Here is an 18,140-nt window from a genome sequence, read left to right on the forward strand (position 1 = left end):
TTGGATTGGCTGACGAGAATGAACCGGGCGCTGGACATGATCGAGAACAACCTGAGCGGGGAGCTGGAGCTCTGCGCGCTGTCCAAGGAGGCTTGCTCCTCCCCCTTCCATTTCCAGAGAATGTTCAGCGCTCTGACGGGCTATCCGCTGGCGGAGTACATCCGCAGGCGCAGGCTGACTCTTGCCGCGCAGGAGCTTGCCCTGTCGGATATCAAGGTCATCGATGCCGCATTGAAATACGGCTACGGAACGCCCGAAGCGTTCGCCAAGGCTTTCCGCAAGACGCATGGCGTCACCCCTTCCATGGCAAAGCGGCAAGGCTCGCCGCTCGTCGCCTTTCCCAAGCTGAGCTTTCATCTATCGCTGAAGGGAGATGTCGAAATGAATTATCGCATTGAAAAGAAAGAAGCGTTTCATATTGCGGGGGCCTCCATCGAGGTCGGCTGCGTCGACGGGGAGAACTTCCGCCGCATTCCGCTGTTCTGGCAGGAAAGCGGCTCGAACGGTACGATCGGCAAGGTCGCTTCCCTACAGCCTGATCGTCCTATTATGGGCGCATGCGTCGACCTCAGTCCGGACACCGATCGATTCCGTTACATGATCGCGGTCGAAGTTCCCGCAGGAACGCTTGAGGCCGACAAGACGGTTGACGGCGTTGATTTCGTGGAAAGAGAAGTTCCCGCCTCCACCTGGGCCGTCTTTACCGCCGTCGGGCAGCTGCCGGATTCCATCCAGTCGGTAACCAAGCGGATCTACTCCGACTGGTTCCCTTCCTCCGGTTATGAACATGCGGGCACGGCTGATCTGGAGATCTACCTGGAAGACGGCGCGCCGGGGAAAGATTCCGTCAGCGAGATATGGGTTCCGCTGAAGAAGGCGGACTGAAAAGACAAGAAAACCACCTCTCCTGGTATCCAGGAAGGTGGTTTTCGCGTTTTCACACACAAGAATGTGCAGCCAAGCCATTCATCCTATCCGTCTTCCGGCAACCGAATGATGCCATCCGGCTGCGACGCCGGCAGCCTCGCTTTGGCAGGCCGCAGCAAATACAAGCCAAGCGACAAACCAAGCACGCTCATGACGAGCACCCCGGCTATGACCGCCGCCTGAACGGTATACCAGTCGGCAGCCAAGCCGAACCCCGCCGTCGCCACCATGACAAGGATCGCCTCCAGAAATCCGTTCACGCTCCCGATCCTCCCCATCATCCCGACGGGAATATGGTTTTGGTAGAACGTCGCAAAGCCCGTATTGGCGAATGCAAGGAAAAAAGCCAGGATGAAGAAGCCCGCAGCGGCTCCGGCAAAATCCGCCGAAAAAGCGTAGACGAGGTAGCCGAAGCTGACGCCGATCGCGCCTAAGCCGATCTGCGTGGATGCCGGCAGCCTCTTGACGATTACGGCGTTAATGGACGCCCCGGCGATGATTCCGGCTCCCGCAATGCTGACGAGCAGGCCGTACCCGCTGGCAGACAACCCCAGCACCTTCTGCGCGAAGGCGGCCTCCAGCGAATCGACGGCCGTCGCCATGACAACCGTGACAGCGCTGAACAACAGGCAGACAATCAGGATGGCGCTGCGGCTTCGGTAAAATGCGATGACAGCCGACCAATCCTGCCTGATCATGTCCCGACCCATGCGCGCAGGCAGATCCGCGAACATCCCCTTCTCCAGATCGGGCATCAGCATCGTGATCCCTGCGGAGAACAGCAATGCGGCGGCGTTGATGTAGATGGCCGTCGTCGGCGAACCGGCCAGGAACAGCAGGCCGGCGACCGCAGGCCCGATCAGGAAGGCGCCCGACCCGATCAATCCGTTCAGCGAATTGAAGCGAGGCCTCTGCTCCGGCGGGATTAGCTTGGCGATGTAAGTCCCGGAGGCCGGTCCGAACTGAGAGCCCGCCATATGGATGAGGAACACGAGTCCGTACATGTACGCGATGGAGTCGAGCAACGGCAGCAGGAAGATGAGGATGGCCCGCACTGCATCAAGGCCGATCATCAGGCTTCGCTTGTTCATCCGGTCGATGAGGCTGCCGGACCAGAAGCTGACCGCCATGGCGGCGAGAGGGCGAAGCAAGTACAGGATCGACACCGCCATGGCGGACTTCGTTGCATCCAGCACGATCAGATTGAGGGCAATGAAATAAATCCAGCCGCTGATGTTCGCGACGCCGATGCCAAGCAGCAGGATGGAAGGATACTTCCATGTTTCCATAAGTTTCTTCAGCTTCAAGGCCGCCTCTCCTCTCGTTGTCAATTCTATTCCTTCTTTCTCGGCGTACGGATGCAAACAAAAAAAATCCCGCCCCCAAGACCTAGGTCTTGGGGGCGAGACTTGTCGTCGCGGTGCCACCCCAGCTTTGCCTGCATGTCGCCATGCAGGCCTCGTCGAGTACGGCAATCCGGCTAGGGAAGGCTTATACTCCAGCTCTGTAACAGGAGCTCCCGTCACACCATCGCTCCGCCGCTAGGCAGGTTCCGATGTGATGCTCGGAGGCTTGATTCGGCAAATCGCTCTCTGCTCCTTCCCAGCTGCCGGAGCTCTCTGACCGGGCGCGTCACAGCCTCTCGCTTCCGGCTGCGCCTGCGCCCGGGCCGCATGGAAAGCAGCATGCTTTCTAGCGGAGATAACGGGTCTGCCTACTCTTCTCTTCATCGCATTTGAGCCATCTTACCAGAAACAGGAGAGAATTGTAAACACCCTGTCCACTGTTCCAGACGGCATGGCCCGACTTGTTGAAGAAGAGTGCCTATCAAATGCTTCCAACATGAAATTCCTTTATTCAACAGCTTAAATTCTGCTTCAGTCCGAGCTGCGATACAGAGCGTTCCCCCAGAACTAGGCCCCTCTTGTCTGAATATAATAGCTTGATCCGCTAAGGAAACGAGATATTTACTGCTAAGGAGGCTCACGCCTGCATGCCTATTAAAAATGGACTTCAATATAAGGAACGCCTGGATCGGAATCTGCCTGATATCCGGATCGGTGGACAGCAGGTAAGCGGGAAAGTATCCGAGCATGCTGCTTTCAAAGGATTGATTGCGACCCAAGCCTCGATGTACGATATGCAGGTAAACGACATCTGGAGAGACAAATTGACCTACACCTCGCCCCTTACAGGAGATCGTGTCGGGCTTTCGTTTCTTCAGCCCAAAACAAAAAAGGATCTCGCCGCCCGCAGGGAAATGATGCAGGCTTGGGCTTATGCCCATAACGGCTTCCTCGGCAGAGCCCCCGACTATATGAACACCGCCCTGATGGCCTACTCGTCCGCTGCCGGAGTTCTGGATAAGAATTATCCTCAGTTCGCAGCCAACCTAAGGAATTACTACGTCTATTGCCGGGAAAACGATATTACCCTTTCGCATGTCTTTATCCAGCCCAAAGCCGCCCGGCTGTCCGATTTTCTCTCTATACTGGAAGATGCTCCGGCAGCCAAAGTCATGGAAAAAAACAAGGACGGCATCATCGTCAGGGGAGCTTTCATGCTGGATACCCAGGGAGCGACCTCGGATGAAATCCTCGTTTACCCTGCCCCTTTCCCTACCTTCCATGAAGGAGAAAGTCCTTACTCCTTTTTCTTTGCCGTGCCAAGCAGCCTGCCTGGCATCCGCTTCGTATGCAGGGAGAGCTTCGTAGGAGGGGAATCCGCCTACGACTATCCTCTCAGTTCTAGATACGAGGAGATGGATACCCTCGTTCTTTTTGAGGACGTCCTCGTACCGTGGGACCGCGTCTTTTTATGCGGCGACGTGAACATGGCCAATCGTCTTTCGGATGAAAGCCGATTTCACACCCATGCGGGTACCCAGGTCATGTGCAAGAACATTGCCAAAACAGAATTTTTCCTCGGAGTGGCGGAAACGATGGCGGAGACGGCGGGCATCGAACAAAACGTCCATGTGGTGGAGATGGTGAGCGAGCTCCTCGTGATTTTGGAGACGCTCAAGTCGCTTCAGCTCGCTGCCGAGATCGGAGCCAAGCGCGACAAGTGGGGAAGCATGCTGCCGGACCGCAAGCCGCTTCTTGCTGCAAACGCCTATTTTCCCAAGGTTTACCCCCGCATGATCGAGATCATCCACCTGATCGGCTCCAGCGGAATCATCATGATTCCTTCGGAAGGGGATTTCGATGGCAAGCTGGGTGAGCAATTGCAGCGTTACCTCAAGGGCGTCGGATTGGATGCCAAGGATAATGTGCAGCTGTCCAGGCTGGCTTGGGAGCTGAGCGTCAGCGCATTCGGGGGCAGGCAGGCCGTCTATGAGAAGTTTTTCTTCGGCAATGCCGCCACGGTGACGAACCGTCTTTACAAGGGTTATGAAGGAAGAGAGAAATACAAGCAGCGCATCCTGGATTTCCTGTCGGAAAAATAGCGCCCCGGCTTGATTGCGAAAAAGTCCCGCCTCAAAACGGCCGTCTTGAGGCGGGACTTTGTGTTCGCGAAGCTTCGCAGGCATGGCCGCACTCCTTAGCGCTGATTCAGCGCGCCAGGATGTTGCCGGCTGCCGGCTGCTCGACCGCTTAAAAGAACGTCCAGCTGCCGAACCACTTCAGGAAGTGCACGGCATAATCCCGGCTGATCGTCTGTCCCGTCAGCACCGGATAGAACATCGCCATCAGCACGGCGGCAGCGCCAAGATAAATCCACGTCGCCGCCTTGGCTTGCTTGGCGCCGATTCGCTGCGGCAGCTGAAGCAGCACGTAGACGATGCAGAGCAGCATGAACGGCACCGTCGCGTAATAGTGATAGATGAAGGTCAGGCGCGGAATGCCCACCCATGGAAGATATTGGGACAGGAGCCCGATCGTGACGACCTGCATCGCCCGTTCTTTTCTCTTCCAGGCGGCGATGAAGGCGGCGACGGCACAAGGAATGCCTGCCCACCAGAGCAGCGGGTTGCCCAGCGACACGATGCTCGCGATCTGCCCCGGCACCAGTCCGGATCCGGAATAATACCAGATCGGCCGGGAGATGATCGGCCATTCCCACCAGGTCGAGGAGAACGGATGGGTCGCCACCAGCTTGGAATGGTAATCGTACATGAACTTCTGGAACTCAATGACGTTTTTCAGGCCATGGCCCGGTCCTGGAACCCTCATGAACGGAATATACGTGAGGATGTAGATGACCCCGGGAACGAGGACGAAGAACAGCAGACCGGCTCCGATCATGCCGGCGATGAAGCCCTTCTCGCTTGCGCGGCTCGACACGGAGTCATCGCCCTTGCCGCCTGTCTGCTTCGCTTTCTTCTCCCGGTCGGGAACGGCTGCGGTCCGGGAAGCCGCCAAGTACCGTCTCACCAGCGAATAGAAGAAGATGGCCGCAAGGCCTGCTCCCGAATAGACGCCGACCCATTTGACCGAGGCTCCCAGCCCGAAGAAGATGCCGGCCAGGGCAAACGGCAGGAGCAGGCGGCGGAGCGGCGTTCCCGGCTCATTGCGCTGGAAGAACCGGTTCATGAAGTGGTAGCTCATGATGATGAACAAGACCGCATACGTATCGACGGTGCCGATCCTCGACTGCACGAGCGGCATGAAATCGAGGAAGATGAGCGCCGCCGCGAGCAGGCCGCCCTTGCGGGAGCGGAACAAGCCGCGTCCGAAGACATACATGGCCGGGATCAGGAGCAGGCCGGCGATGCCGCCCATGACCCTCCAGCCGAAGGGATTCATGCCGAACAGCGCGATGCCGGCGGAGATGATGACTTTGCCGAGCGGCGGATGAGTCGTCTCGTACGGCTCGATCCGGTGCAGATGCTCATAGGCGGTACGCGAGTGATAGATTTCATCGAAGTACATGCTGTTGCGGTAGGAAGGCTTGTCCGGCACGAGCGCCTGCTCGTCGAACAGCGGCGAGCCGCCATCCGCAGCCAGAGCCAGCCGGGTGCCGTCCGGTCCGAACAGCCCCGCCTCGTATACGACGGCGGTCCCGGTTCCGGTGATCCGCACCGCCTGTGCCGTCTGCCCCGCCAGCGGCACCGACTTCCACTGGAATACGGTGCCTCCGTCTAGTTTCTGCTCCACGGGAGCGTTCCAGGTCATGCCGTCGGGGGATACCGATACCTGGACGGTGCCGTCCCCGATGCCGGCATAGAGCAGGAGATGATCGACGGCCTGCGGGCCGCCCTGCACTTGAACCGTAACGTCGGATGCAGGCTGCCATGCCGTTTTGGGAGCCTTGGCATCGCCCAGCTGCCAGAACATCATGACCGCGTATACGGCGACGATGGCTAGCACCGGCCACCATTCCTTGCGCCATGGAAGAGAGGTACTGTCCTCATACGGCTGCGGCTTGCGCTCCGCGCTGGAGGTGCCGGTGCCGTCATGCGCCGGTTCCGGGAGGACGAAGGAGCCGCTTCCGGACGCCGCAACGAGAGAACCGAGTCTCTTGCCCTGCCATACCTGGACCGTCAAATACAGGAAGTAAGCCCCGGCTGCCGTCTGGACGAGCGACACGAGCACCATGACGCCGTTGCCGTTGGCGATATAATAGTTCTCCTGCAGAGAGTCCCGGAGCACGTAAGCGATGTTCGCCAGGACGGCAACCGTTAGCGTGCCGTACAGCAGCAGCAGGCGGCGGCTTCCCGAGACGAGAAACGCGGCCAAGCCGAATGCCAGCGCCGGATAGAGATACCGCTCATGCATGCCGGTCTTCAGCAGGAACACGAGGAGCGATCCCGCGAAGGCGGCCAGATAAAGGCCGCTGCGGCCTTTTTTGAAGGTGATGAGCCCCATGACGGCAAGCGCCAGCGCCGCTCCGACGTTGCCCCAGACCGACAGCGGCAGCCCGAGCCAATGCTTGGCCGCATCGATTCCGTTCAGGCCGAGCAGCCCGTAGATGTTGAAAGCGTTGAGCGTCGCGTAAGGATAGGAGGCGAACATCGCTTTGTAATGCTCCACGATCCAGAGCGGCTCCCTGCCGACGGCAAACGGAAGCAGCAGCAAGAGGGCAGCGGCGATGCCGGCTCCGGCTGCCTTCAGCCACTCCTTGCCGCTTCGGCTGGACATCAAGGCGAACAGCAGCAGCGGCAGGAAAATGACCGCTTGCGGCTTGACGAGAACCGCCGCCGCGAGCCATGCCGCTCCTGCGGCATGGCGGCTGCGGAACAGAGCCCGGACTGCGAGAAGGACAAGCAGCGTCATGACGGAATCGGCCTGCGCCCACAGCGCAGAGTCGAACCACACGGCCGGATTGAAGATGTATAGTCCGGCCGCCATCAGGCTGACGCGCTTGCCGAACCGCTCGCGGGCAATTCCATAGAGCAGCCGGCCTGCGGCGAGATCCGCCAGGATGGCCGGCAGCTTGACCAGCAGGATGACGCCGCCGCTGGCTCCGCTCAAGCCGAACAGATGCTTGAGCATGCCCACCACGTAGAGGACGTAAATATAACCCGGCGGGTAGTCGGCGAACACGTCGTCGCTGAAAAATCCGTTCAGGCCGACCGAATAAGCCCGGTCTGCCCAGATCGAAAAGTCGGGGAAGTCGATCGGATGTCCCTGCATCGTCGGCGCGAGCAGCAGGCGCAGCAGCAGTCCTCCTCCGAGCAGCAGCCACAGCGCCCTGCTTCCTGCAATATCACGGCCTTCCTTGCGCAGCCAATTGATGGACGCTGTCGCTTCATTCCGGGAAAAGAGAGCCCGATAAGCGATCGAAAAGGCGTACAGAAACGCCGCTCCGCCAAGAAACGCAAGAGGAATCAAATAGCCGGGAGCTTTATGCGCGGCAGCTGCCGGTTCCGCGGGTGCCGGAGCTGGTGCCGAGGAAGGGTCCAGGGAAATAACCGCCGCGCCGGCGGGAGCTTCAGCCGCTTCCGTGACGGAGACAGCCGAGAAATCGGCGGTGCCGACATTCTCGCTTCCGTAGCCGCCGAGACGGAGCAGCACGTCCATCGTGTCCTGGGATGGCCCCGTGCGCCCGTACACCTCCAGCGGCTGCCAGGCTCCCGCCGTATCGTAGAGGGAGACCGATGTATCCACGGGACCCAGTACGGATAGATTCGCCCCGGTCTTGCCGGCTTCGGCGCCGGCAGCTCTGACGCTGGCGGAAATCCGGTACAGCGTATCCGGCTTCACCGTCACGCGCTGCAGCCAGCGGGCGTCGTTCGGCTGAAGGTTCTGCACCCTCAAATAACGGGCAGGCTCCCCGCCCGCTCCCTGCTGCAGAGACCAGGAGGTCACCGAGTCGTCGAGCTTGTAGCCATCCTTGCTCCAGCCTTGCGGCATGTTGTCCGCTCCCGCCTCGAAGCCGGGATTGGCAAGCAGCTCGTCCGCCGCATAAGCGGTCATGCGGCCTCCAAGCAGAATGACTGCTGCCGCCAGCAGCAGAAGAATCGGCCTTATGTACGTAGGCTTCAATCGTCCAACCTTCCTCTCTCAAGCTCTGCATAGGTATGTTTTTAGAGTAGCATAGATAAGGCTCTGCTGGCACGCCAAAAAAAGACAGCTAAAGCCGCCTGCTTGCAGCCTCGCCGGGTCTCACGGAGCGCCGACGCCGCGGACGATCCAGAACGGTCCGTATTTCCTCAGCCGGTATCCGTTCAAAGCGCTGCCTGTGGCCAAATCGACGCCTTTGCTTATAGCGAAATAACGATCGCCTTCGAGATTCCCGGCCGGCATGACAGAGATGGACGCGGTTAAAGCTGCTGCCGGCTGAAACCTGAACATCAGATCCCGCCGTATCGCGGTTTGCGGCGACAATGTCGTCAAACCGATCAAAAGCGGAAGGATGGAAAGCAACATCCATATCTTCCTTGTTGTCAGTCGAGTGCTTTGCATGAGAGTCCTGCGCTCCTTTCTAAGGCAGCCATGCGGGGGAAACCGCTCCATGGGATCCAGGTTGACTCCCTGAACCAACAAACCATGGAGGCCGACAATCCACAGTCAAAGGACCGATACGATCCATACGATCCACAAGGCAGCCGGAACGAGAAGCAGCTGCGCCAGTACCGTTCCTGCGAGGCGGGAGAGCATCAACACGCCGAAAACCCGGCTCATCTCTCCATTCGGCCGGTCTCCCCGAAGCACTTGGTCGGTCAGCAAGCCGATCTTGGGATCGATCAGGAGAGCAAGCATAATCGTTGCCATGCCGTTGATCAGGCCCGAAGCCTGCGAGGCCGAGGTCGAATAAACGGCTGCGTAAGTGGAAGCCAGCAGCGCGGCGAGCACGCCGATCGTGTATATGGCCGTGACAAGCGCGTTGAGCAGGACAAGGCGGTAGGGAATGCCCCCTTTTCGGATAGGCGCGAGCATGGACAAGCGCGGCAAGGCGAGATGATAGCGGATATTTCTCTCAGTATGCCGGCGAAGAAGATGCGGCAGCAAGCGGGGAATCGAGCCTGCCTGCTCCATATGGGCGATCAGGCGCGCGGACAGCGGATAAGCTCTGCATCCCTGACGATATCCGGCAGCGTTCGGTTGCTGGATCGGCGAAACAAAAAGAAGAGGCTAGGGCCTCTTCTCAACTAGACTTGAATCTATGAAAGAAACGAATCCAATCTCCAGCTCAGCCTCCCCGCATGACAGGCTCTCTCAGGCTTAGCTTGCTCCCTCGTAAACCAGATGGAATCGGTAGCCCTCCAGCATGAAGCTTCCGCCGCCCTTTCCGTTCTCCTTGTAAGGAATGCCGGAGGCATACAGCCTGGAAGTGATCCCGCTCCAGTCGGAGGCGCGGTTGAAGCCGAGCGTCACGCTCACGTGCGGAGGAAGTGCGATCATGCCGATCGGAACCCAGCGGCGCTTCTTCGAGACGACGACGGCGTAGGCCGTACCGCCTGCCGCAAAGGTGAACGTGTCGGAGGGCTGACCCCGGAGCTCGAAACCCATGAGATGCACCAGCTTCTGCCGAAACTCGGGGACAGACTCGACCGGAAACCCGACCTCCCGGATGAAAAGAACCGGAAACTCCCCGGGAAGAGGCTCGGCAGAGCCTTCATCCCCGTCCCTGTCGGTGATGATTTCCAGCAGATGGCCGTCGCCGTCACGGAAGTAGATGTTCTTGCCCGTCTCGTATTCATCGATGGCGCGGCCATCCTCCCATTTCAAAAAGGTCAGATGACGGGACTCTGCCCAAGCGATTACCCGCTCGAACCGGGAATAGGGAATCGCGAAAGCAAGATGGGCGGGAGAGATCGGCTCGAACGTCTCCACAAAGGAAAGGACGCTTCGATCGGCGATCTGGAAAGAGATCTCGCTCTCCGACCGGTAGACAACCGGAAACTGCAGAAGCTCCCCGTAGAATTGCCTGGCGCCCTCCAGAGACACCGTATGAAGCTGCACATTCGAATAATGAGTAATCATGGCAAAAACCTCTTCCTTAGTCGTTATTTTCTAAAGATTTGTGTTTAGTATATATTTATCTTTAGAAAGTCGCAAATGAAGATTTCATGTGCATGTCTCCTTGATTTCAAAGAGCGAGGCCGGCAGCTCCTCCGTTCCGGTCCGATAGGAAAAAGCCGGATCTGCGCGAGGCAGATCCGGCTTTTTCCTACATTATAATGGACCGCATTACTGGACTTTGATCGAGTCGTAATACTTGGATTGCATCGTCTTGGCAGCCGCATCCAGCTTCGCTTTGAAGTCGACATCCTTCTTGGAGAATACTTCCTGGATGATGTTGGTCATCTCGGCGTAGTATTCCTGCGTGTTGTACTGGGCTTCCGGGTTGCCGTCGAGCAGCTTGTTGGACTCGGCATCGTATTTGTACACGTTGGTGTACTTGTCGTAGATCGCTTGAAGCTTTTTGCCGTATTCCGAATCCTCTTTGTAGTAGCTCATTTGCGGCGGGATATAGTACTTTTTGTCCGCTTGGCGGGATTGGATATCCTTTTCGACCGCGCTCAGGTAGCTGTCGGAGAAGTAGTCGAACGTGATGTAGCGGAACGCCATCTCTTGCTCATCCTTCGAAGCGTTCGGGTTGATGACGAGATAGTCGCCGCCCAGAATCCCAGAATGCTTGCCGCCGGCTTCAGCCGCAGGCATCGGGTAGGTGGCCACGTCTTCAGGCTTCATGCCGCCTTGGTTGAGCGCTTGATCCAGCACGCCTTCCGCGCCGGCGATGACCATGGCCGTACGTCCTTGGGCGAACGCGCCGACCGCGTCTCCCCAGCCGAGCGCCCAGTCCTTCGGAATGGCGTTGGCTTCCCAGCGCAGCTTCTGGTAGAACTGCAACGCTTTGACGGCTGCGTCGGAGTTGAAGGCAGCCGTTACCTTGCCGCCATCCGTCGTCTGGATCTGGCCGCCTGCTTCAAACAGGAAGTTGGTCCAGTTCCATCCCGATTCGTTGCCTTTGCCCATCGGAGCGATGCCGGCGACGCCTTTTTTCGGATCCGCGACTGCTTTGGCCGTGTTCAGCATGTCGTCCCAAGTCCAGTCGTAGGACGGGGCCGCTACGCTTTTAGCCTCAAGAAGCTTTTTGTTGACGACGGTAGAGGTCGAGTAGCCGTTCTGGACGATTCCGAATACTTTGCCGTCCTTGACGAACTGGTTCTGCAGCGTCGGATTGATGTCGTCCTTGAATTGATATTTGTTCCACAGATCCGTAATGTCTGCCGCCCAGCCGCGCTGGACGAGGAAGCCTGCTTCCGTAGCGAACGTGTTGAAGAACGTCGGAGCTTCGTTGGCCGCCATCTTCACGCCGATCTCGTCGACATTGTAATGCCAATCCGATTTGACGATCGTGACGTTCGGGTATTCTTTCTGGAAGCGGGCGATCTTGTCGTCCTCGGACTTGCGCTTCTCCGCCTGGTCGGGAAGCGGATAATAGATGCTGATCGTGATTTTCTTGTCCTTGATGTCTTCTTCGGCCGGCGCGGCCGCTCCGTCATTGGAGGCGGTGTTGTTGGCCGGCTCGCTGACTGCGGGCGACGGGCTCGATGCTCCCCCGGTATTCGTGTTGCTGCTGCCGCTGTTGCTGTTGTTGCCGTTGCCGCAGGCTCCAAGCAGAACGCTGGTCGCCACCAGGCAGCTCAGGATCGCTGTCGATTTGCGCACGTGTAACTCCCCTTTTCTTGAACATGGATAAAATGTCGTTCATCTGGAACAGCTTGCAAAACCATCATAATGGATGCGCATTCATTGTACGATGTGCGATTCTATGGTCATTATGTGTGTCGTTACGATGAAGCTAGCCTTTCACTCCGCCCAGATGCAGGCCGCGGATGATGAACCGCTGGAAGACGAGGAAGACGGCGATCGGCGGCAGCATGACGAGCGTCAGAATGGCGAATTTGATGTTGAGGTTGAGCATCTTCGCCTGGATGACGTATTTGTAGATCGCCGTCGACAGCGGATAATGGCTGTCCTTGTGCATGATGAGCGACGGCCAGAACCAGTCGTTCCATGCGGTCGAGAAGACGAAGATGGCCAGCGTCGCGAAGATCGGCAGCGACAGCGGCACGGCGATGCGGATGAAGCAGCTGAGCTCGGAAGCTCCGTCGATCCTTGCCGCCTCGAAGATTTCCATGCTGATGCCGTCGAAGAAATTTTTGAGCAGCAGCAGGAAGAACGCGTTGGCTCCGGCCGGCAGCCAGAAGGCGAAGAACGAATCCAGCAGCCCGAGATCCTTCAGGTTGAGGAAGTTCGGGATCAGATAGGTCGTCGGCGGAATGAATAGCGTGATCATGAAGAACATTTCGATGCTGCGGCGCTTGGGCACATTGAGGCGCGAGAGGCTGAAGGAAGCCGTTCCGAGCACCAGCACCGATACGATCATGTTGCCGCCGAATATGAGCAGCGTATTGCGGAGGAAGGTCGGAAGCGCGACATAATTCCACGCCTCGTCGAAGTTGCCCCATTCCCATGTCTGCGGAAGGAAATGCGGCGGGAACGAATTGACCTCCGCGTTGTCCTTCAGTCCGTTGAATGCCGTTGTAAGAACCGGATACACCATGGATGCCGCCATCAGGAATATGACGACGAGCATGATGATATACCCTGTGCGGGTTCCTTTGCGCTTGAGATCGAATTCCGAGAGGATGCCTCTGTCCATGCTGCTCATGCTATCGGTCCCCTTTCCGGTCCAGGCGGTATTGAACGATCGCCAGAGCGCCCAGGACGATGAACATGAGCACGCCCATCGCGGAAGCGACGCCCATATCGAGACGCGTGGTCGCATACTTGACGATAAGCAGCGCATAGGTCAGCGTAGCCTTGACCGGACCGCCGTCCAGAAGCGCCAGCTGCGACTGGTAAGCCTGGGAAGTGCCGATGATCTGCAGCACGAGCATGAGCAGGATCAGGCTGCGCAGGGAAGGCAGCGTAATATGCCAGATCCTCTGCCAGATGCCCGCTCCGTCGATCTCCGCCGCTTCGTACCAGTCGCGCGGTATGCTGAGCACGGCGGCCAGATACAGGAGCATGGCGGAGCCGAATTGCTGCCATGTCTCCATGAAGACGAGGGAGATCATCGACCACTTCGTATCGGTCAGGAAGCTGACGCCCTCTCCTCCGAACAGGCTCGTGATGCCGGCGTTGATCGGACCGACAGGATCGTACATCCATCTCCAGAGCCCGTACAGGACGACGACCGGGATGACGTTCGGCAGGTAGGCCGCGACGCGGAACACGCCCTGGAGCCGCTTGATCTCGGAGATTCCGATGGCGAACACGATCGGCACCCAGAAGCCCATGACGAGGCATAGCGCCATATAATAGAGCGTATTTTTGACGGCGGTCCAGACGTCGGGATCGCTGAAGACCGTCCGATAATTGTCCAATCCGATGAATTCGTCGCCCTTGACGAAGTCGATATGGTAGAAGCTGTAGAAGAATCCCTTGATGATCGGCAGCCACAAAAAGAGGATGAAGATGACGGCTGCCGGAAATAGGAATGCCAGTCCCCACCCGTATTTGCGGAGCAGGGTCCGGGCTTTGCCCCTGCCCGCCTGCGCCTGCGGCCCGGTGGCCGCAACGATGTCTTGACTCATGTTTTTCCCCGCTTTCCCCTGTTCTTATCTTTATCTATTCATTTTAGATTCCAGGAGAAAGGGAGAACATGTGCGTATCTATGCATATCGTAGCGAATCTTACTTCTATTTTTTCAACTCGCTCGGGCTGTGCCCATAGTACTTTTTGAATATTTTGCTGAAATGCTCGGGAGATTCGTACCCGACGCGCTCCGCGACCTCGTAGCGCCTCAGGTCGGTCGTCATCAGCAGCCGGCGCCCCTCTTCCATGCGCAGCTTGATGACGTATTCCCACAGGTTGTTCCCGGTTATTTTCTTGAACAGGTAGCTGAGGTAATTGGGACTGACGTGGTTGCGCTGCGAAACCTCGTGCAAGGTCAGGCCTTTCTGCGCGTAGTGCTCCTCGATATAGCGCTTGGAACGCTCCACGATCAGATTGCTCTGCGCGGACAGCTCCTCGTCGCTGGCCTCCTGCTGCGGGTCGCTCCAGCTGAAGTCGCCGTAATAGAACACCTTCTGGTCCGGATGCTTGCCGCTCCATTCCAGCGCGCGCGCCGCCTGGGCGCTCAGCATCGACAGGAATTCGGCCCCCCGGGCGATCTGGCTGATGCCGAGCGTGACCGGCAGATGGAGGCAGCTGTCGAGATTATGATGCAGGCTGCGGCCGATCATGTCGAGCTGGTTCACCTTGCTTACCGTCGTGTCGTCGTACTTGGCCTCGCTCCAGCCGATCAAGGCGCCGACCTCCCAGCCGGGAAGCAGGCATGGGATCGGCTCCCATTCCTGCTCCAGCAGCTCGCAGGAAATATTCATCATCGCGTATGTCAGCAGGTCCTTGTCCCTTGCGGTATAATCGCCTCCGCTGAAATCCGCGCGGATCCGGATCATGGCGAAGTAAGGTCCCGATGAAGCGATGCCGGCCTGCTCCATCAGCGCAAGCCCTTGCGCGGGTCCAGCCGGCGGCGCGACGAGCAGCTTCAGCAGGGCGGCGCTCTGGCCGCTGTCGGGCGCGCGCAGGCGGAACTGCGAGCTGGCCTTCGCCAGATAATCCTGATCCCCGGATACGGGCTTCTCGGTATTGAGCAGCGCGTTGCGGACCGAATCCAGCAGCTGGCTGCTGTTCAGCGGCTTGATCAGATAATCCCTCGCTCCCAGCCGGATCGCCATCTGCGCATACTGGAACGTCTCATGGGCGGAGACGACGATCGTCTGCACCCAAGGCTTGAGCAGCTTCGCCTGATGCATGAGGTCGATTCCGTTCATTCCCGGCATCTGGATGTCGGTGATCATGAGATCGACTTCCTCCATGCGCAGATAATCCAGCGCCTCATAGCCGTTGCTCGCCGTATGGATGTCGGTGATGCCAAGTCCCGCTCCCGCCAGAAGGCTGGCCAGCCCTTTGCAGATAAGCGGCTCGTCGTCCACGATCAATATTCGGTGCATGTCAATTGTCCTCCCCGTCTGATTCGATGCCTGCCTCGCTTGATTGTTCTTGCTGATCCGGCAGCAGGATGCTTACCGTCGTGCCTCCGCCAGGCCTCGGCCCGATAGCCAGTCCATACGGATAGCCGTACCGCAGACGGATCCTCTGGTCGATGTTGCGAATTCCGTATCCGATCGCCGGAGAGCTGTCCAGCTCCCCGAGCCAGCGCTCGATCGCGGCGTAATCAACGGCCTTGTAGCCGTTGTCCTCTACCGTCACGCGGATCCTTCCCTCTTCGTCCCGGACGGCTGCGACCCGGATGAGCCCGTCCTCTCCCATATGCTTGATTCCGTGGATGATGGCGTTCTCGATCAGCGGCTGCAAAGTGATCTTGGGGATGCCGATGCCCCCGATCTCCTCCGGAAAGTCCCATTCCATCTTGAAATCGGCTTCATATCTCCGCCGCTGAAGGGCGACATAGGCGGCGGCATGCTCGCGCTCCTCCGCCAGCGAGATGATCTCGCGGCCCCGGCTGAGGCTGATCTTCATCAGCTTCGACAAGTCCTTGATCATCTCGGCCGATTCGGAATTGCCCTCGAGCGAGCTTTTCCAATAGATGCTCTCCAGCGTGTTGTAGAGCAGATGCGGATTGATCTGATGGTACAGGATCTGAAGCTGCGCCTCCTTCTGCCGGATCTCCATCTGATAGCGGTCATGGATGAGGCTGTTGAGCCTTCTCGCCATCCCGTATACGGCGGAGATGAGGACGCCGACCTCGTCGCTGCGCGATTGACCGGGCGTTTCCGGCACCCGCTTGCCGGGCTCGTAGCGGCGTACGAACGTCGAGAGCCGCTGCAGCGGCGTCATGAGCGAGCGCCAGAAGTAGATCATGACGATGCAGCCGAGCAGCGTATAAGCGATCGAGATGAAGAGGATGACATTCTTGAGCTCCTTTTGCTGCTGGAGCAGCGATTGGACCGGGATCTCGTAGACGAGGCGCAGGTTCAGCGCATTGGCTGCGCTGACGACATAGATGTCGTCGCTGTTCACCGCATGGTACGGCATGTCGCTTCTGGCGGATCTGGCCGCTCGGACGACCTCTTCCGGCAGCTCGACCTTAGTGCCGAGCTTGCCCTGGACGGTGGAGGACATGATCGTGCCCTGGCTGTCCGTCAGGAACATCTCGCCGTCGGGCAGATTGACCGAGCGTAGCGAATCGACGATCTTGCTGTCCATCTTGTACGCGACCAGGACGCCGATGACGTTTCCTTCGCCTATGTTGTTGACCGCGCGGATGTAGGCGAGCGTCTTCTCCTTGCTGAAGGCGGTGTTGTTGTCGATGACCTGCATGAAGCCGAGTCCTTTGTTCTCGACCGCCTTGTCGTACCAGGCCGGCTTGTTGTCGGAATCGAGGAAGTAGACACCGTTCTGCGTCATCTGGATGGAGGGGGCGAAATAGAACTCGCTGGAGGGATCGTACACATAAAGGGAATAGTAGATCGGATTTTCTCCATCCGTGCCGGTCGAATAAACCCGCAGCAGCTTGTCCATCGCCGCGTATTTCTTGACCCGGTCCAGCACAGGCTCCAGGCTGCCGGGCACGATGGCCTGCGTCGCGGGATTCTGGATGATCGTCGTCGTAATCCGGTTGATATTGTCCATATCCTTGTCGATGATGACCAGATTCTGCTTGTTCAGCTCGGCATAGGCGTTCGTAATGTTCCGCTTCAAAATGCTTTCCGCTTTCATATTGCCGTAGACGAAAAGCCCGAGAATCGGAATGGCCATCATCAAAAACAGCAGGATCATCTGCATTTTCACGCTGAGCCTGGTAAGGGGATTGTTCATCGTCCATGCCTCCGGAGTAAGTCGGTATTCCCGATTATGGGACGAACGGCATGGGAATTCAATGTTTTTTTGGCCTGGACTAAGGAAAATAAAAGCAGAGCATACTACTCCTGTTATCCATGACGCCTCAACGAAAGAGTTCAAAGGAGTGATGAAGCCTGACAACCTCGGTCCTTTTGGAATACGCTTGGGTGCTTCTGGTGCTGATCGGCCTGGAAGGAATACTGGCTGCGGACAACGCGCTGGTCATATCCATCATGGTCAAGCATCTCCCGGAAAAGGAGCGGAAAAAAGCTCTGTTCTACGGGCTCGGAGGAGCTTTCGTCTTCCGGTTCGCTTCCCTGTTCATCATCTCCTTCCTCGCCCATGTCTGGTACGTGCAGGCGCTCGGGGCCGCTTATCTGCTGTACATTGCGATCAGCCATATGGTCAAGCGGCTGTTCGTCAAGCAGGACAAGCTCAAGAAGGAAGCGGAGAAAAAGCCCGAAAACTTCTGGGTGACGGTGCTCAAGGTCGAGCTGGCCGACATCGCCTTCGCGGTCGATGCCATTCTCGCGGCTGTCGCGCTGGCGATCACGCTGCCGGCGACAACTCTGCCCCGGATCGGCGGCCTCGACGGCGCCCAATTCATCCTCATCCTGACGGGAGGCATCGTAGGGCTGGTCATCATGAGGTTCGCCGCTGCTTATTTCGGCAAGCTGCTGGTGGAGCGGCCCGGACTGGAGACGGCCGCCTTCGCCATCGTCGGCTGGGTCGGCATCAAGCTCGCGATCTATACGGTCGGCCACTCGGATGTCGCCCTCATCAGCTCGAGCTTCCCGAAAAGCGGCTTGTGGAAGGGCATCTTCTGGACGGTGCTCATCCTGATCGCCGTCGTCGGCTGGTTCGCGTCCAAGCCGAAGGCGGGCAGCGGCGGCGACAGCGGCGGAAGCCGGGGCAAAGCCCGGCAGCCGGCTTAGATCCTGG

General features: G+C 58.4%; 13 protein-coding genes. 3 read left to right on the plus strand and 10 right to left on the minus strand.

The features are described 5' to 3' along the window. Nucleotides 1-885 carry an AraC family transcriptional regulator gene (locus ACLBWT_RS06205; protein WP_447662159.1) on the plus strand — a complete coding sequence of 295 codons (885 nt, stop codon included), beginning with the start codon at nt 1-3 and terminating at the stop codon, nt 883-885. An 86-nt stretch (nt 886-971) separates the two neighbouring features. On the opposite strand, the gene ACLBWT_RS06210 is transcribed toward ACLBWT_RS06205, so the two are convergent. Further along, nucleotides 972-2,228 (minus strand): MFS transporter, encoded by a 1,257-nt coding sequence (locus tag ACLBWT_RS06210; protein ID WP_447662263.1) that lies wholly within the window; start codon nt 2,226-2,228, stop codon nt 972-974. Between the two features lie 692 nt (nt 2,229-2,920). Between ACLBWT_RS06210 and hpaB the strand changes: the two genes are divergently transcribed. Then, entirely contained in the window at nt 2,921-4,375 is a 1,455-nt protein-coding gene (hpaB, locus tag ACLBWT_RS06215) for a 4-hydroxyphenylacetate 3-monooxygenase, oxygenase component (RefSeq protein WP_447662160.1), read from the plus strand. 148 nt (nt 4,376-4,523) lie between these two features. On the opposite strand, the gene ACLBWT_RS06220 is transcribed toward hpaB, so the two are convergent. The 9 genes from ACLBWT_RS06220 to ACLBWT_RS06260 all read right to left on the minus strand — a co-directional run bounded on the left by ACLBWT_RS06220 (nt 4,524) and on the right by ACLBWT_RS06260 (nt 17,174). Beyond that, on the minus strand, nt 4,524-8,357 hold the full coding sequence (locus ACLBWT_RS06220; protein ID WP_447662161.1) for a phospholipid carrier-dependent glycosyltransferase: 3,834 nt from the start codon (nt 8,355-8,357) through the stop codon (nt 4,524-4,526). 120 nt (nt 8,358-8,477) lie between these two features. Then, nucleotides 8,478-8,741: a hypothetical protein gene (locus tag ACLBWT_RS06225; RefSeq protein WP_447662162.1), complete on the minus strand. Its 264-nt coding sequence runs from the start codon at nt 8,739-8,741 to the stop codon at nt 8,478-8,480. Nucleotides 8,742-8,882: 141 nt separating this feature from the next. Beyond that, the gene (locus ACLBWT_RS06230) at nt 8,883-9,425 is read right to left on the minus strand and encodes a lipid II flippase family protein (RefSeq protein ID WP_447662264.1); all 543 of its coding nucleotides are present in this window, start codon (nt 9,423-9,425) and stop codon (nt 8,883-8,885) included. A 111-nt stretch (nt 9,426-9,536) separates the two neighbouring features. Then, nucleotides 9,537-10,298: a VOC family protein gene (locus ACLBWT_RS06235; protein WP_447662163.1), complete on the minus strand. Its 762-nt coding sequence runs from the start codon at nt 10,296-10,298 to the stop codon at nt 9,537-9,539. Between the two features lie 207 nt (nt 10,299-10,505). Continuing rightward, nucleotides 10,506-11,990, minus strand: coding sequence for an ABC transporter substrate-binding protein (locus ACLBWT_RS06240; RefSeq protein WP_447662164.1), 1,485 nt, complete (start codon nt 11,988-11,990; stop codon nt 10,506-10,508). A gap of 133 nt (nt 11,991-12,123) precedes the next feature. Then, entirely contained in the window at nt 12,124-12,996 is an 873-nt protein-coding gene (locus ACLBWT_RS06245) for a carbohydrate ABC transporter permease (RefSeq protein WP_447662165.1), read from the minus strand. Nucleotide 12,997: 1 nt separating this feature from the next. Next, nucleotides 12,998-13,924 (minus strand): carbohydrate ABC transporter permease, encoded by a 927-nt coding sequence (locus tag ACLBWT_RS06250; RefSeq protein WP_447662166.1) that lies wholly within the window; start codon nt 13,922-13,924, stop codon nt 12,998-13,000. Between the two features lie 105 nt (nt 13,925-14,029). Next, on the minus strand, nt 14,030-15,346 hold the full coding sequence (locus tag ACLBWT_RS06255) for a response regulator (protein ID WP_447662167.1): 1,317 nt from the start codon (nt 15,344-15,346) through the stop codon (nt 14,030-14,032). 1 nt (nt 15,347) lies between these two features. Next, the gene (locus ACLBWT_RS06260) at nt 15,348-17,174 is read right to left on the minus strand and encodes a cache domain-containing sensor histidine kinase (RefSeq protein ID WP_447662168.1); all 1,827 of its coding nucleotides are present in this window, start codon (nt 17,172-17,174) and stop codon (nt 15,348-15,350) included. Between the two features lie 158 nt (nt 17,175-17,332). Here ACLBWT_RS06260 and ACLBWT_RS06265 point away from each other — a divergent pair, with 158 nt between their 5' ends. After that, nucleotides 17,333-18,133 carry a TerC family protein gene (locus tag ACLBWT_RS06265; protein ID WP_447662265.1) on the plus strand — a complete coding sequence of 267 codons (801 nt, stop codon included), beginning with the start codon at nt 17,333-17,335 and terminating at the stop codon, nt 18,131-18,133. The last annotated feature ends 7 nt before the right edge of the window (nt 18,134-18,140 follow it).

The sequence above is a fragment of the Paenibacillus sp. D51F genome (genome assembly GCF_053345695.1).

Bases quoted from the DNA above. Each gene is read 5' to 3' on its own strand.
- ACLBWT_RS06255 (WP_447662167.1), bottom strand. From the start codon at position 15,346: ATGCACCGAATATTGATCGTGGACGACGAGCCGCTTATCTGCAAAGGG.
- ACLBWT_RS06250 (WP_447662166.1), bottom strand. From the start codon at position 13,924: ATGAGTCAAGACATCGTTGCGGCCACCGGGCCGCAGGCGCAGGCGGGC.
- ACLBWT_RS06260 (WP_447662168.1), bottom strand. From the start codon at position 17,174: ATGAACAATCCCCTTACCAGGCTCAGCGTGAAAATGCAGATGATCCTG.
- hpaB (WP_447662160.1), top strand. From the start codon at position 2,921: ATGCCTATTAAAAATGGACTTCAATATAAGGAACGCCTGGATCGGAAT.
- ACLBWT_RS06225 (WP_447662162.1), bottom strand. From the start codon at position 8,741: ATGTTGCTTTCCATCCTTCCGCTTTTGATCGGTTTGACGACATTGTCG.
- ACLBWT_RS06245 (WP_447662165.1), bottom strand. From the start codon at position 12,996: ATGAGCAGCATGGACAGAGGCATCCTCTCGGAATTCGATCTCAAGCGC.
- ACLBWT_RS06235 (WP_447662163.1), bottom strand. From the start codon at position 10,298: ATGATTACTCATTATTCGAATGTGCAGCTTCATACGGTGTCTCTGGAG.